10 protein-coding genes are annotated in these 14,069 nt (G+C 62.8%); 5 read left to right on the forward strand and 5 right to left on the reverse strand.

Going from position 1 to position 14,069, the window contains the following annotated elements; all coding sequences use genetic code 11:
- Position 1: 1 nt before the first annotated feature.
- Entirely contained in the window at positions 2–2,344 is a 2,343-nt protein-coding gene (locus tag ACX9NZ_RS06315; RefSeq protein WP_294158790.1) for a DEAD/DEAH box helicase, read from the forward strand.
- Here ACX9NZ_RS06315 and ACX9NZ_RS06320 read toward each other — a convergent pair.
- On the reverse strand, positions 2,341–3,222 hold the full coding sequence (locus ACX9NZ_RS06320; protein WP_294123856.1) for a spermidine synthase: 882 nt from the start codon (positions 3,220–3,222) through the stop codon (positions 2,341–2,343). The genes ACX9NZ_RS06315 and ACX9NZ_RS06320 overlap by 4 nt on opposite strands.
- Positions 3,222–5,057: an elongator complex protein 3 gene (locus ACX9NZ_RS06325; RefSeq protein WP_294123852.1), complete on the reverse strand. Its 1,836-nt coding sequence runs from the start codon at positions 5,055–5,057 to the stop codon at positions 3,222–3,224. Before ACX9NZ_RS06325 ends, ACX9NZ_RS06320 begins: the two co-directional genes overlap by 1 nt.
- A gap of 141 nt (positions 5,058–5,198) precedes the next feature.
- Here ACX9NZ_RS06325 and ACX9NZ_RS06330 point away from each other — a divergent pair, with 141 nt between their 5' ends.
- The 4 genes from ACX9NZ_RS06330 (at position 5,199) to ACX9NZ_RS06345 (ending at position 11,271) form a co-directional block, all read left to right on the forward strand.
- A complete protein-coding gene (locus ACX9NZ_RS06330) occupies positions 5,199–5,975 on the forward strand; it encodes a class I SAM-dependent methyltransferase (RefSeq protein WP_294123851.1) in 777 nt (258 codons plus the stop codon).
- A gap of 157 nt (positions 5,976–6,132) precedes the next feature.
- A complete protein-coding gene (gene trmB / locus ACX9NZ_RS06335; RefSeq protein ID WP_118654279.1) occupies positions 6,133–6,984 on the forward strand; it encodes a tRNA (guanosine(46)-N7)-methyltransferase TrmB in 852 nt (283 codons plus the stop codon).
- A 311-nt stretch (positions 6,985–7,295) separates the two neighbouring features.
- Positions 7,296–10,172: a DEAD/DEAH box helicase gene (locus ACX9NZ_RS06340; protein ID WP_118654280.1), complete on the forward strand. Its 2,877-nt coding sequence runs from the start codon at positions 7,296–7,298 to the stop codon at positions 10,170–10,172.
- Between the two features lie 241 nt (positions 10,173–10,413).
- Positions 10,414–11,271, forward strand: a complete 858-nt coding sequence (locus ACX9NZ_RS06345; RefSeq protein WP_118654281.1) for a C39 family peptidase — start codon at positions 10,414–10,416, stop codon at positions 11,269–11,271.
- A gap of 125 nt (positions 11,272–11,396) precedes the next feature.
- On the opposite strand, the gene ACX9NZ_RS06350 is transcribed toward ACX9NZ_RS06345, so the two are convergent.
- The 3 genes from ACX9NZ_RS06350 to ACX9NZ_RS06360 form a co-directional block, all read right to left on the reverse strand.
- Positions 11,397–12,707 (reverse strand): serine/threonine protein kinase, encoded by a 1,311-nt coding sequence (locus ACX9NZ_RS06350; protein WP_294158796.1) that lies wholly within the window; start codon positions 12,705–12,707, stop codon positions 11,397–11,399.
- The gene (locus ACX9NZ_RS06355; protein WP_294158798.1) at positions 12,708–13,127 is read right to left on the reverse strand and encodes an XRE family transcriptional regulator; all 420 of its coding nucleotides are present in this window, start codon (positions 13,125–13,127) and stop codon (positions 12,708–12,710) included.
- A 196-nt stretch (positions 13,128–13,323) separates the two neighbouring features.
- Complete coding sequence (locus ACX9NZ_RS06360; RefSeq protein ID WP_118654284.1) at positions 13,324–14,058, reverse strand: DUF4190 domain-containing protein; 735 nt, start codon at positions 14,056–14,058, stop codon at positions 13,324–13,326.
- Between the last annotated feature and the right edge of the window lie 11 nt (positions 14,059–14,069).

Consider the following 14,069-nt stretch of genomic DNA (forward strand, 5'->3'; position numbering starts at 1 on the left):
CTTGAACACATTCGATCGATACGCGCCGTTTGTACAGGACTTCATCTACTCGCATAGCTGGGAGAACCTCCGGTCGATCCAAGTCGCCGCAGCAGATGCCATCTTCAACACAGATGAGAACGTGCTGCTCACCGCCTCGACCGCCTCGGGCAAGACCGAAGCCGCCTTCTTCCCCATACTCACCGAGTTTTGGGAGAACCCGCCCGCAACGGTCGGGGCGCTCTACATCGGCCCGCTCAAAGCTCTTATCAACGACCAGTTCTACCGCCTGAACGACCTCTGCGAAGAGGCCGATATCCCCGTCTGGCACTGGCATGGCGATGTTGCCGCTTCGCACAAGGCGAAGCTGCTCAAACACCCGAGCGGCATCCTGCAAATCACGCCCGAGTCGCTCGAGGCCCTCTTGCTCCACAAGCACGCGGCGATTGGGCGGCTTTTTGGAGACCTTCGCTACGTGGTCATCGATGAGGTGCATTCACTGCTGCGCGGCGATCGCGGCGGGCAGGCCCTCTGCCTCATCGAACGCCTCTCGCGCATGGCGGGCGTGAATCCGCGCCGCATCGGACTTTCCGCCACCATCGGTGACCCCGAACGCACGGGGGCATTCCTCTCCAGCGGAACGGGTCGTGGATGTGTCATCCCCCGCTTTGAGGAGACGCGCAAGACGTGGCGTCTATCCATGGAGCATTTCTACATTGGCGGACCGCAGGCGGCGGAGCGTGCCCTAGACGGCGCACGGGCGCAGGAGGCGGACGTAATCGACGACGGTGCGCGGCGCAGCCTTCCCGCGCCCGATGATGTCCGCATCGACGCACCAACCGCAACCGAACTCGCCGCGCGGACCGATTTGGCGCCGCAAGATGCCGACCCGGGTCTTGGATACATCTTCGAGCGGACCCGCGGCAGCAAATGCCTGGTGTTCGTAAACTCGCGAGAGGAGGCGGAGTCCGTCTGCGCCAATCTGCGTGCATATTGCGAGGCCAATCACGAACCCGACCGCTTCCTCATCCACCACGGTAATCTCTCGGCGGCGTATCGTGAATCGGCGGAGGAGCTCATGCGCGACGAAGAGCAGGCGCAGACCACCGTCACCACCGCGACGCTCGAGCTGGGCATCGACATCGGACGCCTCGAGCGCGCGTTCCAAATCGATGCCCCCTTTACCGTCTCGAGCTTCCTGCAGCGCATGGGGCGCACCGGACGCCGCGACCTTCCACCCGAGATGCACTTCGTGATGCGCGAAGAGCAACCCGAACCCCGCTCCATGCTGCCCGAAACCATCCCTTGGAAGCTCTTGCAGGGCATCGCGCTCGTGCAGCTCTACCGCGAGGAGCACTGGGTCGAACCACCCGCGCTTGATCGCCTTCCGTACAGCCTGCTCTACCATCAGGTCATGAGCACGCTCGCCAGCTGCGGGGAACTCACTCCCGCCGAGCTCGCCGCACGCGTGTTGACGCTCTCATACTTCCATCGCGTCGATGCCGACGACCTCCGTTGCCTCTTGCGGCATCTTTTGGAAACCGACCATATCGAGGCGACCGAAAACGGCGGCTTGATTGTGGGCCTCGCCGGTGAACGGCTCACCAACTCATTCAAGTTCTACGCGGTGTTCCAGGAAAACGAGGAGTTCACGGTGAGATGCGAGTCGGCGGAACTCGGCACGATTGTGAATCCGCCACCCGCTGGCGAGCGCATCGCCATCGCCGGGCACTGCTGGCTGGTCGAGGAGGTCGACTGGAAGCGTCACCTCGTGTACTGCACGCAGATCAAAGGCCGCGTTCCAGCGTACTTTGGCGATTGCGCGGGCGATATCGACACGTATGTCCTGGAACGCATGAGGCACGTGCTCGCGGAGCGTGACGTCTATCCCTACATCATGGAGAACGCGCGGGCTCGACTGGCACAGGCACGACACGTGGCATCCAACGCGGGCATCACCGGGCGCGCCTCAAGCCCCCTCATCAATCTGGGTGGAGACACCTGGGCGTTGTTCCCCTGGCTCGGAAGTTACGCTTTCCTGGCGCTCGAGCGGCTGCTCAAGATCAAATGCGCGCGAGAGCTAGGGCTCAAGGGGCTCGATCCCTCGCGCCCTTACTTCATGCAGTTCAGGATGAAGGCGGACCCCGAAACGTTTTTCGAAGCGGTCGCCGCCGAGGCGGAAGCAGAATTCGACCCCATTGACCTCGTGTACCCAGGCGAAGTTCCGTATTTCGACAAGTACGACGAATTCCTACCGCAAGAGCTCGTTCGCAAGGGTTTCGCCGAGGGCGTCCTCGACATCGAGGGCATGAAGCAACGCGTGCTCGGCTGGCGCGACGCATGGCGAAGCGCGCAGTACGGCTAGTCGCGCAGCACCTCACCGAGGAAGTCGGCAGCAAAGGGAACCGCACCCTCGAAATCGTAAGCGTCGACGTCGCTCGCGATCACCAGGTAGTTATCTTCTCCCGCAAAGGCCTCATCCACGCAGGGCACGACCCAGACGCGTTTGAACACCGCCGAAGCCGTGGCAACGACGTTGCGCAGGAAGTCTATGTTCTCGCCCCCGTGGGTCGATACCACGTTGGCCACGTACAGGCCGCCCTCGTTGAGACACACCTTTGCCTGGCAGAGGGCTTCCACGGTGGCGAGCGACCGAACTGGCTCCGACCCGGCAAAGCAGTCGTTCACGACCACGTCGTACCGCATGCCCGCCGCAAGAGCCTCGCCCATATACGACCGAGCGTCCGCGGTGATGAGACTCAGACGGTCTCCCGCCATGCGCTCAAGTTCGTCCAGGTAAAACCATCGACGAGCAAGCAGGGTCACCGACGCGTCAAGCTCGACGACGTCCATGGCAAGCAAACGATGGGTGGCGAGCGCATGCTTGGGATAAGAGTATCCACCACCTCCGAGCATGAGCACTCGTTCGATGCCATGGCCAACGATGCCGCGCATGGAATCCTCCGCCTCAAACATCGCATCGAAGGCGCGGATATACTCGAACACGGGCTCGAACCTGCGGCGACCGAGATAGGTGGCACTTTGATACACCCCACCCTGCTGCAACACGCGCACGAGCTCTCCCTGGGCGCCGCGCACCATCTTCACGCGCGCCAATCCAGCGTGCGTGCGGGCGACCTGAAGGCATTTCGATCCAACGGCTATCGCCGCCGCGCCAACGGCCACGGCGCCAAACGCCACGCCCGCGGCAATACCGGCGGCCGTGTTTCCCCTCTTTTCCATCAAAGCTTCCTTTGCTGATAAAGCCCGTGGTCCTTAAACCCAAGGCGACGATAATACGTGCGCGTGCCCACGGCGCTGATCACGTTAATGCTTTCGTATCCCGCCTCGCGCGCGATGTCACAGGCGCGCTCGATGAGCCGCCTCCCCAACCCAAGATGCTGGGCTGACGTGCCATCCTCACCAAGCTGCGTAGCGATGCCATACACGTGCACTTCCCGAATCATGGCCTCGCCCGCGCGGACGGGAAGGCCCTCGCTCCCCGCCTCATCCGCGAGACGCTGCACATACGCGGCACTCGGCAAAGACAGGCGCAGGAAGCCGGCGATGCGGTTGTCGGGCAAGATCCACTGCAAAAAGCGTTCGTGCGTGTTGCTCGTCTCGTACCCGACGACATCGAGGACCAGGTCGCCCAGATCGATGTCGTTCGTTCCGATCTCTCGAAATCGAATCTCCTGGACGCCGTCCGAACTGCCCATGTCGCGCAGGCTCCGCTCGACGAGTTGGCGCAAATTGGGCTTCTTGTTGCCCGCCACGATATCGTGCGACGAGAAATCCCTGATCATGCGGGAGATACGGCAGAACGGCGGCGTGACGGCGACATCGCTCGCCAACACGTCGAGCAGTTCCCCCTCGGTGTAGGGGCGCCATAAGCCAAGTTCATAGCGCTCGGTGAGCCGGGAGCCGTCGATGAGGGCACAAGGGTAGAGCTTGATTTCGTCGGGCTGGAACGGTGCGCTCCGCACCAGGCGGTCGTAGTCGGCCTTATCGCGCTCGGGCGTCGACCCCAACAGGTTCGCCATGGCATGCGCGTGGATCTTGAAGCCAAAGATGCGCAGCAACTCAAATGCCCGCCCTATGCGCTCAATCGAGATGCCGCGCTCATTCAAGTCAAGGATCTCCTGGTCAAGCGTCTGGATGCCCATTTGCACCTTGGTGCAACCCAGGCGGCGAATCAGCATGAGGGCTGCGGGCGTGATCGCATCGGGGCGCGTCTCGACTACAAGGCCCACCACACGATGACGTGCGCCCTCGTTTTCGCGTTGCCGCAGCTCGAGCTCATCGAACGTGGCCGTCTGGGCGCGACTGGCCAAACGCCACGGCTCGCTGTTGCCGTACAGCAGCCGAAATGCGTGGTTGTAGGAGAGGGCCCCTTCGGCGATCTCCTCCTGCGCACCCTCCGCAAATAACGCGAACTGCTCCGCATTCTGCGGAAACCCCGCGCTGCGGTACCAGCTCCGACGCTCGGCGATGTCGGAAGCCGCTGACTCCTCGTCAAACTCGTTGAGCGCGCGGAACAGTTCCGAGATGAACCAGACCTGGTATTCCCGTGGATAATCGCTCCAGGTCCCGCCGAGAACGATCAGCTCGATCTTGTCTGTAGCATGTCCCATCTGCGTCAACGCCGTCAGACGGGAGGTAACCTGCAGATACGGGTCGAACCAGTTTTGCTCGGCGCGTTCGCATGCCGGCTCGTTGTGCAGGTAGCTCTTGGGCATGCGCAGGTCATTGGGGCAAAAGAGGCAGTCGCCACCACAGGGCCATGGCTTGGTGATGACCGTGATCGTTGCGACACCCGAGGCGCTGCGACGAGGCTTCATGCGCAGCACGGCGAGCAAGCGCTCTTCGAGTTCGGGCGTAACGCCCCACGCCTCCCAGCGCTTTTGATCGTTGCGCTTAACACTCTGGTAGAACGGCAAAAGCCGACGCTTGGCAAACATGCGCTTGTCGGCATGCTCCCGGCGTGCGGCGGCATGACTCAGCTTGAGTAGCACGCGATCGTCGACCGCGCGTCCGGACCGGAGCTCCGCCAATATGTCCATGATAATCTGTTCCATGGCGTCCATTGTATATGACGTCCGCGCACCGCTTCCGGCGGACGTGGGAGCTTACAATAGGGAAACCTCACGGTGCATGCGCTCGCCCTAAAGACACGCAGCCACTCGACGCGGCACCGACTCACGGAATCCAGGAGGCCCATGGACACCACGACCGCGCAGGCGCTCATCGCGCTCAACAACCGCTTTTACCGGGATAACGCAGCATCCTTTTCCGCCACGAGGTCGGCACCATGGGAAGGTTGGAAGCGGCTCGGAAGCATATTGCGCGAGCATGGCTGGGTGGGTGCGACGGCGCCTCAGACGCGCCTCGTGTTCGATATGGCAAGCGGCAACCTGCGGTTTGAGCATTTCCTCTCCACCGCGTTTCCCAGCATCGACTTTGAGTTTCACGCGGTGGACAACTGCGCCGCCCTGGCAGAGCATGGTCAGAACGACCGCATCGCATGCCGCTTCCGCCAATGCGACATCCTGGATACCCTCGTCTCGAGCAACGCGAAAATCCCGGAATGCCCCCTCTGCGACCTGTCGGTCTCCTTTGGCTTCATGCACCATGTGCCCAGCGCATACCTCAGACATCGCGTGTTCGAGGCACTCATCGAACACGCACGCGTGGGCGGCCTGATCGTCCTGTCGTTTTGGCAGTTCATGAACGACACGCGCCTTGCTGCCAAGGCTCTGAAGGCAGACGAGGCGCTTGCCATGGATATCGACATATCGCAGCTTGAGCCAAATGACCACTTCCTTGGATGGCAATCCGACCCCTCTCCGCTGCGCTACTGTCACCACTTTGACGAATGCGAGATCGACGAGCTTGTAGCATCTGTGGGCACCAAGGTACGGGAGGTCGCGCGCTACTCCTCGGACGGCGCGTCTGGTACCCTCAATCGGTATCTCGTGCTCGAACGCCTTGATTGAGAACTCGAGCACGACGCCCATTCAGACGCATGGCGCGCGCCACTCCAGTGGCAGCCGCGAACATGCAGCCGCCATATCGGACGCCAACGACCGCCATCCGCCGCCGCGCCACATTCCACCGTGCAGCGCGCCGCGATATCCAGGAGACCTTTCCGCCATGCATGCACGTATGCCCAAAAACTTCGTCCTCGACCAGCGCATCGAGCGCGCAGCCAACGCCATCGAGACTGGTGCCGCAGCGTATCGGGGGCGCTGGGCCGAAGCGTGCCATCCGCTCACCGAGCATGGCACCGAGCGCTTTGAGCGGGTGCATCTCGATCTTGGATGCGGAAAAGGAGCCTATATCGCCGCCATGGCCGCCCGTCATCCGGACACGCTCTTTATCGGTATGGACAGCGAACCCGTGTGCGTGGTGCATGCCGCGCAGCTCGTTCTCGATCGTGGGCTCAAAAATGCCCTCGTGATTCCCGGAGACGCCGCCAGGCTCGACCGCATCTTCGCCCCGGGCGAACTCTCGAGCATCTCGATCAACTTTCCCACGCCGCACCCTAAACGACGCAACGCCCGCCTGCGCGTAACGACCGCCGAGCACCTCGATGGATACCGACCGCTGCTTAAAGCCGACGGCATTCTCGCGCTGCGCACCGATAGCCTGCCGTTGTATGAGTTCTCTCTTCCGCAGTTCAAGACCATTGGATGGAATGTAACGTGCGCCACGCACGACGACCGCGCCGCCCATCCCGATCAGCCCATCACCGAGTACGAGCAGCGGCTAACCGAGCAGGGTGCGACCGTCCACGCTGTATATGCACGGCCCGCAGCGCAACCCGCCACACAGGAACAACTCCAGGCTGCACTCGAACTTCCGCAGAGCCTCATCGACTATCTGCCCGAAGACCTATTCGCCGGAGAATATATCCCCTACGGCATGAGCTACGCGATTGACAACCTGCGCAACCGACGTCACCATCTCGCCGCGCGTAAAGATGCATATTCTGACCGCATTTAAGTTGCTATTTGCATAGGCTTTTCTCACCACGCCCCACGTGTCCATGTGGATTTACGAAAGTGGTCAAAATACCCAAATGTTGCGCAGGCCCGATCATCGTTTGTCTAACTCACATCGTGCCAACACCTTTCTCATCCCCGTCGTGCATCGGGACAATTGAGCCAGCGCGCCACAAGCGTCTTGAAACCCTGTGATCACAACAGGAGGAGGGGGGCGCGCGTGCGCGGCCCCCTCCCGCAATCCCATCGCATCCCGCAACCCGATCTTTACGTCATAATGAAGGAAAAATGCCTTATAGAACGGACCTGCCCATGCCAGACGCATCCAAGCAGCTTGAATCTCAAAACGCCTTCGACCCCTTCGCCCACGGGTCGCTTGGTTCGCTTGCCCCAAGCTGGTGGGAGCCCGAGGCTGCGGACACCAGCGGCAACACAACCGATGAGTACGCTGACGGGCAAGGTCCCTTCGACAGCGACGACGCCCCTGTCGCACGGACCTGTTCTCCCGGATCCGAACTCGAACCTTGGCTCACGTCAGAAAAAGCCTACGAACGCTTCATCGACTGGGTTGCCGCACGTGGCATCGACCTCTGGCCGCATCAGGAGGACGCGCTGTTCGCCCTGGCTGCAGGTAGCAACGTCATCCTCGGCACGCCTACCGGTTCCGGCAAATCGCTCGTCGCGCTCGGTATGATGTTCATGGCAATGGCGAGCGGTCAGCGTGCATACTACACCGCCCCCATCAAGGCCCTCGTCAGCGAGAAGTTCTTCTACCTGGTCGATATCCTGGGCCGCGACAACGTCGGCATGATCACCGGCGATTCGCATATCAACACCGGTGCCCCCATCATCTGCTGCACTGCCGAGATCCTTGCCAACCAGGCGCTGCGCGAGGGAGAGGACACCGACGTCGGTTGCGTCGCCATGGACGAGTTCCATTTCTTCTCCGACCCCGACCGCGGCTGGGCCTGGCAGGTTCCCCTGCTCACGCTGCCCCACGCGCAATTCCTGCTCATGAGTGCGACCCTGGGCGACATGACCGCCATCGGCCAGACCCTTAACCGCACAACAGGCCGCGACCTCGAGCTCATCGCCGACGCCCCGCGACCCATCCCGCTTTCTTACGAGTACGTCAAAACCGCGCTCGAGGGCACTGTGGAGCTGGCACTTCGCCAAGGGGACTCCCCGCTCTACATCGTGCACTTCTCGCAAGACGCCGCCCTGCAGTCTGCCCGCTCGCTCGCCAGCTACGGCGTCGCCAGTAAAGAGCAGCGCGAGGCCATCAAGGAGGCGATCAAGGGCGGGCGCTTCACCACGGCGTTCGGCAAGACCTTGAAGCACCTCATCTCCAGTGGCGTCGGGCTCCATCACGCCGGCATGCTGCCGCGCTACCGCCTGCTCGTCGAAAAGCTTGCGCAGCAGGGCCTTCTGCCCGTCATCTGCGGCACCGACACCCTGGGTGTGGGCATCAACGTGCCCATCCACACCGTCCTGCTCACCGGCCTCACCAAATTCGACGGTCGCAAGCAGCGCCGCCTGCGCTCACGCGAATTCCACCAAATCGCCGGGCGCGCGGGGCGGTCGGGCTTTGACACCGAGGGCGTCGTCATCGCCGAGGCACCCGAGTTCGAGATCGAGAACCACAAAGCCGAGCTCAAGGCCATGGGCGACCCCAAGAAGATGAAGAGGCTCAAGAAGAAGAAGCCGCCGGAGGGCTTTGTCACCTGGAACGAGGCGACCTTCACGCGCCTCATCGAAAGTGAACCGGAGATGCTCAAGCCGAGGCTGCGCATCACGCACTCCGTGGTGCTCGCCGAGGTCGAGCAGGGCGGTGACGCCTGGGGCCGCGTCCTCGAGCTGATCGAGGCATCCCTGCAGACCCCGGAGGAGAAGGCGAAGCTCAAGCTCCGGGCTGCCGAGATCTTTGCCACGCTCATCGATGCGGGCGTTGTGGTGCGCGAAGCCTGCGGAACCGAGGCGGACGCCGATAACGGCATCGGGAGCGACAAGACGGTCTCGCTCACCGAGGCCCCAAAGAACATAGATGCACTCAGGGCACTCGACGCCACGGCCAATGAGGATGACGGCGCGGACGACAACGACGGTCGACCGCTCGGCGATACGAACGCCGCAACTGGTCACCCCCTCGACGGGCCGGCAGCTTATTACCTCACGGTCGACCTGCCCGAGGACTTCGCCCTCGACCAGCCGCTCTCCCCGTTTTTGCTCGCCGCGCTCGAACTGCTCGATCCCGAGAGCCCCACGTACACGCTCGACCTCATCTCGATGGTCGAGGCGACCCTCGAGGACCCCAAGCAAATCTTGCGCGCGCAGGAGCGACGTGCCCGCGACGCTGCCATGAGCGCCATGAAGGCCGAGGGCGTGGACTTCGAAGAGCGCCTGGACCGCCTCGAGGACGTCAGCTACCCCAAGCCGCTCGAGGACATGCTCGAGGTCGCGTTCGCGAAGTACTGCGCGCAGGTGCCCTGGGCGAACGACTACGAGCTCAGCCCCAAGTCCGTGCTGCGCGACATGCTCGAAACGGGCTGCGACTTCAAGAGCTACATCGCCCAGTACAAGATCGCTCGCTGCGAGGGCATTCTTCTACGCTACCTCACCGAGGCCTACCGCTCGCTCGACCGCACCGTGCCGGTCGAGCGCGGGACGGAAGAGCTCGACGATATCGTCTCGTGGCTGGGCCTCGTCGTGCGTTCGGTCGACTCCAGCCTGGTGGACGAATGGGAGAACGCCGGAGCGGCGCCCGGAGCGGCACCGCTCAAGCGAACCGACGAGGTGGTAGCCGACCGCCGCGGCATGACGCTCATGGTCCGCAACGCTTTGTTCCAGCGCGTGCGCCTCGCCGCTCTCGATAAGGCCGCCGAACTCGGAGCCCTCGACGAGGACTGGGGCTTCGGCGAGTTCCGCTGGGGCCGCGTGCTCGATGCGTTCTACGGGGCCCACGAGGACCTGCTCACCGATGCCGATGCGCGATCGGCCGCGTTCCTCGAGATCGATGATTCTGACGAACTCAGCGAGCACGTCTGGCATGTGCACCAGATCTTCCACGACTCGGACGGCGACCACGACTTCGGCATCATGGCCGACGTCGATCTGGACGCCACGCAGGACGGCGATGGCATCGTTTTCAAGAATTACCGCGCAGGGTCCTTCGAAGACCTCGCCGACTGACCCGAGTAGGACGGCATACGATTGGCCGTGCACCGGACGGCACGCGTCAGCCCGGCGGCGACGGGACCCGAGCGCGGGGGGCACGGCTGCCTCCCGTCCCCGCCGGGAGGTTCACACTGTGTTAAGAAAGGTTTAACCCCTCCTTTAGCACTGTGACCGTTCCGTCACGGTAGCGTCATCATCGAGTTAGAAGTGCAGGTCACCATGGGTGTTGTACACATACCGACCATGGAGGACCGCCATGCACACCCAAAGACGCCAGCCCGCATACCGCCCCACGCGTGTCTTCGACGGACCCATCGACAGCGGGCGCTTCAGACGCGGGAACGGGCAGGGCCCGACGGCGGGCGCGGAACAGACGGCAGGCGCAAGGCGCAAGGCGAGCGGCGGGTGCTTCAGGCCCGATAGCGGATTTGATTCCGGTGACGGGCGACGCGAACGCAAGAGGCAACGAGGGCGCGGTCGGGGCAAGCTCATCCTCGTGGCAGCCCTTGCGCTCGCCGCCCTATTCGTCGCGCAGTCGCTCATCAGAGGACGCATAGAAACGCTCACGAGTCCCGTCGCCGGCAAGGGCGAACCGGCGAGCTCCACGCCCGTGGGGGGATGGCGGCAGGGCGAAGTTCCATACCTGTACCAAACCGATCCTCAATGGTCCGAGGAGCCCTACGCCGGTGGAAACATGCGCGAAAATGGCTGCGGGCCCACGTGCCTGTCCATGGCATACGTCGCGCTAACGGGAAACACGAATCTCGATCCCACCGCGATGGCTCGCCTCAGTGAGGAACAGGGCCACACCGTTGACGGCATGACCGCATGGACCCTCATGAGCGACGGAGCGGCTTCAATCGGCCTGAACTCCCGGGAAATCTCAGCATCCGCCGATGCCGTCCGCGCCGAGTTAGAGGCGGGCCACCCCGTCATCTGCAGCGTACGGCCCGGCGACTTCACGACCACGGGGCATTTCATCGTACTCGCGGGCCTCGCCGAGAACGGACAGGTTACGGTGCGAGACCCCAACAGCGAGCAGAACAGCACGCACCCCTGGGACCTCGAGCGCATTCTCGCGCAATGCGCCAACCTGTGGGCTTTCAGCCTCTAGACAGACGAGGCGGGACGCATCTGCCCACGGCCGCAGAGCGGACGCACCGGCCCCGCCGCCGAACGCGCGACACTTTGGACACGGTGCGATTTCAGCTCCACAGCCACGTCGTTGTGAGTTTACGATCACTCAACCAGAACCATGATGAGCGCACCCCCAAAGAGGATGGCGACGATCACGATGAGGCCGTAGACGGTTTCGCGCAAAACGCCCCATCGCGCCAAGGCGGGACACCTCTCGCGGATCCTGCGGCGATCGAGCATCAGGTAGGACCCGATGATCAATATGGGATCGATGCAGACGATGTTCTGAACGAACAGGAGCCCCACAGACTTCCCCGCATCCTGCGGCAAAGGGTTGAAGATCGTGTCGACGCTCATCCACAGCATCGCGACGAGCATCAGCAGGACCCAGACGTTCCAGGCCCGCCCCATCCACGTGGGAACACGGACCGATTGCCTCCGGCTATTTGCAGACTCTCGCAAGACCCTCGTGGACTCTCGCAAGGCGGGAGCTGCGCCGGCCCCTCGCTTTGACACGCCGGCGGGCACACGCCCGGCCGCGGCGGTGACCGCTGCGCCGAAATCCGCAACCGAGCCATACCGGGCAGCGGGATCGAACGCGCACGCAGTTCCTATGGCCTGCGCCCATGCGCCTCCGATGCCCCTTTGGGTGCATTCCTCGGCCCCGCAGATATTCGGGGGCTGCTCACCCGTCAGACAGAAATAGAGGATCTTGCCGAGCGCGTAGACATCGGTGCGTTCGTCGGTCTGCCCGAACCCGAACTGCTCGGGCGGGGCGTAGCATCGCGTGAGGAAATGCGTGGTGTCGGTCGACGCATCGGGATTCCACGTGCGCGCACTCCCGAAGTCGATGATGACCGCCTCGCCGCCACGCATAATCACATTCGTCGGCTTGAGGTCTCGATGGATGATCGGGCGGTCGAACGCCGTGTGCAGTTCCGTCACCGACCGGCACAAAGCGGGCAGCACCGAGGTGGCGAGCACCTCGCCCGCGCCGAGAGCCCGCTCCAGCTCTTCGACCGTACAGCCGTCGACGTGCTCCATCACGACGGTCATCGTGCCGCCGTTGCGCGAGCACTCAATCAGCCTTGGGACGCAGGCAAGGCTCATTCCCTGCTCCTGGGCGCGCCACAGCTCCTCATACGCCCCGCCGACGCCTGAAGAGGCGTCGATGGTCTTGCGGATGTACCTGCCGGCCCTGCCAGCACCCGGGCACCCGCGGACCAACTCGGTCGTCTCAAAGTCGGACTGCTTGATCACCCGCTCGACATGCCACGTCGTGGCCTCGGACGCGCGGGACAGGAACACCTCGAGCTCGTGGCGGAACGCGCCGTCCCCCGGGTTCGAGGCATTGAATGCGGATATGTCTTCGGAATTCCCCATGACCTGCATCATACCAGCGCACGGAGACATTTAGCAGACGGTCTCCTCGCCCAGGCGATACAGTTCCTCGTTCACCTTCTGGAGGCTGCACCCCTGGCCGATGCAAAAGATGATGATTGCATCGCGGCGGCATTTGGGGTTGAGGGAGCTCGTCCCGGCGGCTCTGAGCGCCCGGTTCGTCTCGCGCAGGGTGAGTGCCATGGCGAAGGCAATCTGCAGGACCTTGTCGCGCGAGGGGTTGCGGGCACCCGTGAAGATCTGGTAGCCGAACGTCTCGTTGAGGTCTGCCATGCGCACCACGCGCGAGCGCTTGAGGTGCTTTTTCTCGAGCATGTGCCCCAAGAATCCCGCCAGCGTCTCAGCAGGGAATTCGCGCCCGTCGACGAACGCGTCGAGGCTCGGCGCATCCAACAGCTCCTGCAGCACTTCTTCAGTTAACCGCTCCGTCATGACCGGCCTCCACTTTCTCCATTCCCATTGTAATCACGTTCTACGCAAAGGGGCGCATGCCCGATGCGCCCCTTTGGCCCAAATCACCGCCACGTTCCGATCGATGCGATTATGCCGGGACTTTCGCCAGGCACCTCACATGTGCCGAGGTTCCCCACACCCGCGCGAATTCCCAGCGGCACCCCGTTCAAACCGCTTAGGCTATCGCCCAAGTCGCAGCGGGCTTGTCGGCAAATGGCGAAGAATAATACAGGATGCTCGAGACATCGCCCTCGAAGTACACATAGCCGCTCACCGTGCCTCCCGCCGACAGGTCACCAAAGGAAAGCTCTTCGGTCGCCTCGGAATAATACGTATTATCGCCCTGGACGCCGTTCGCGCTCTCCCCCTTCCAGTCGTACGAGTTGAACGATAGCTTTTCATCGCTGTTGTTCGTGTAGGTGACGCGCACACCGGTCATGGCGGTGCCATCGTAATTGGTGAGGCCCGGCGTGACCTCGTCCACCGAAACCGTCATGCCGTTGGACAGCTCGACCGAAGCTCCCACGGCGAGCTTCTCATCAGCAGACGACGTAGGCTCATCATCGCTGGAATCATCGTCCTCAGAGGCATCGTCCTTTGAGGACTGCACGGCCTTCGGGCCGTTCACGGCGTCGTCGATTGCAGCGCTATACATGCTCTGGCTACCCAAAACAGCTGCAACGGAAACGATGTTCACCACAATCGCGGCGATGGCGAGGCCCTTGCCCGCGCGCTTTCCACGCAGGCAAGACACAAGCCCGGCAATGGCGAGCACGGCGCCGACGAGCGCCATGAAGAACGACACGTTGTTGATGATCGGCAGCAAGGACGTGAGGAGCGCGATGATTCCGAGCACCAACCCGGCAATGGCGATCCCGGAACGCGGCTGTTTTACCTGATTATTTTCCACGTTTTCCCTCC

The sequence above is a fragment of the Collinsella sp. BM28 genome, from assembly GCF_054551995.1.

Bases quoted from the DNA above. Each gene is read 5' to 3' on its own strand.
- ACX9NZ_RS06340 (WP_118654280.1), top strand. From the start codon at position 7,296: ATGCCAGACGCATCCAAGCAGCTTGAATCTCAAAACGCCTTCGACCCC.
- ACX9NZ_RS06350 (WP_294158796.1), bottom strand. From the start codon at position 12,707: ATGTCTCCGTGCGCTGGTATGATGCAGGTCATGGGGAATTCCGAAGAC.
- ACX9NZ_RS06345 (WP_118654281.1), top strand. From the start codon at position 10,414: ATGCACACCCAAAGACGCCAGCCCGCATACCGCCCCACGCGTGTCTTC.
- ACX9NZ_RS06355 (WP_294158798.1), bottom strand. From the start codon at position 13,127: ATGACGGAGCGGTTAACTGAAGAAGTGCTGCAGGAGCTGTTGGATGCG.
- ACX9NZ_RS06330 (WP_294123851.1), top strand. From the start codon at position 5,199: ATGGACACCACGACCGCGCAGGCGCTCATCGCGCTCAACAACCGCTTT.
- ACX9NZ_RS06325 (WP_294123852.1), bottom strand. From the start codon at position 5,057: ATGGAACAGATTATCATGGACATATTGGCGGAGCTCCGGTCCGGACGC.
- ACX9NZ_RS06320 (WP_294123856.1), bottom strand. From the start codon at position 3,222: ATGGAAAAGAGGGGAAACACGGCCGCCGGTATTGCCGCGGGCGTGGCG.
- trmB (WP_118654279.1), top strand. From the start codon at position 6,133: ATGCATGCACGTATGCCCAAAAACTTCGTCCTCGACCAGCGCATCGAG.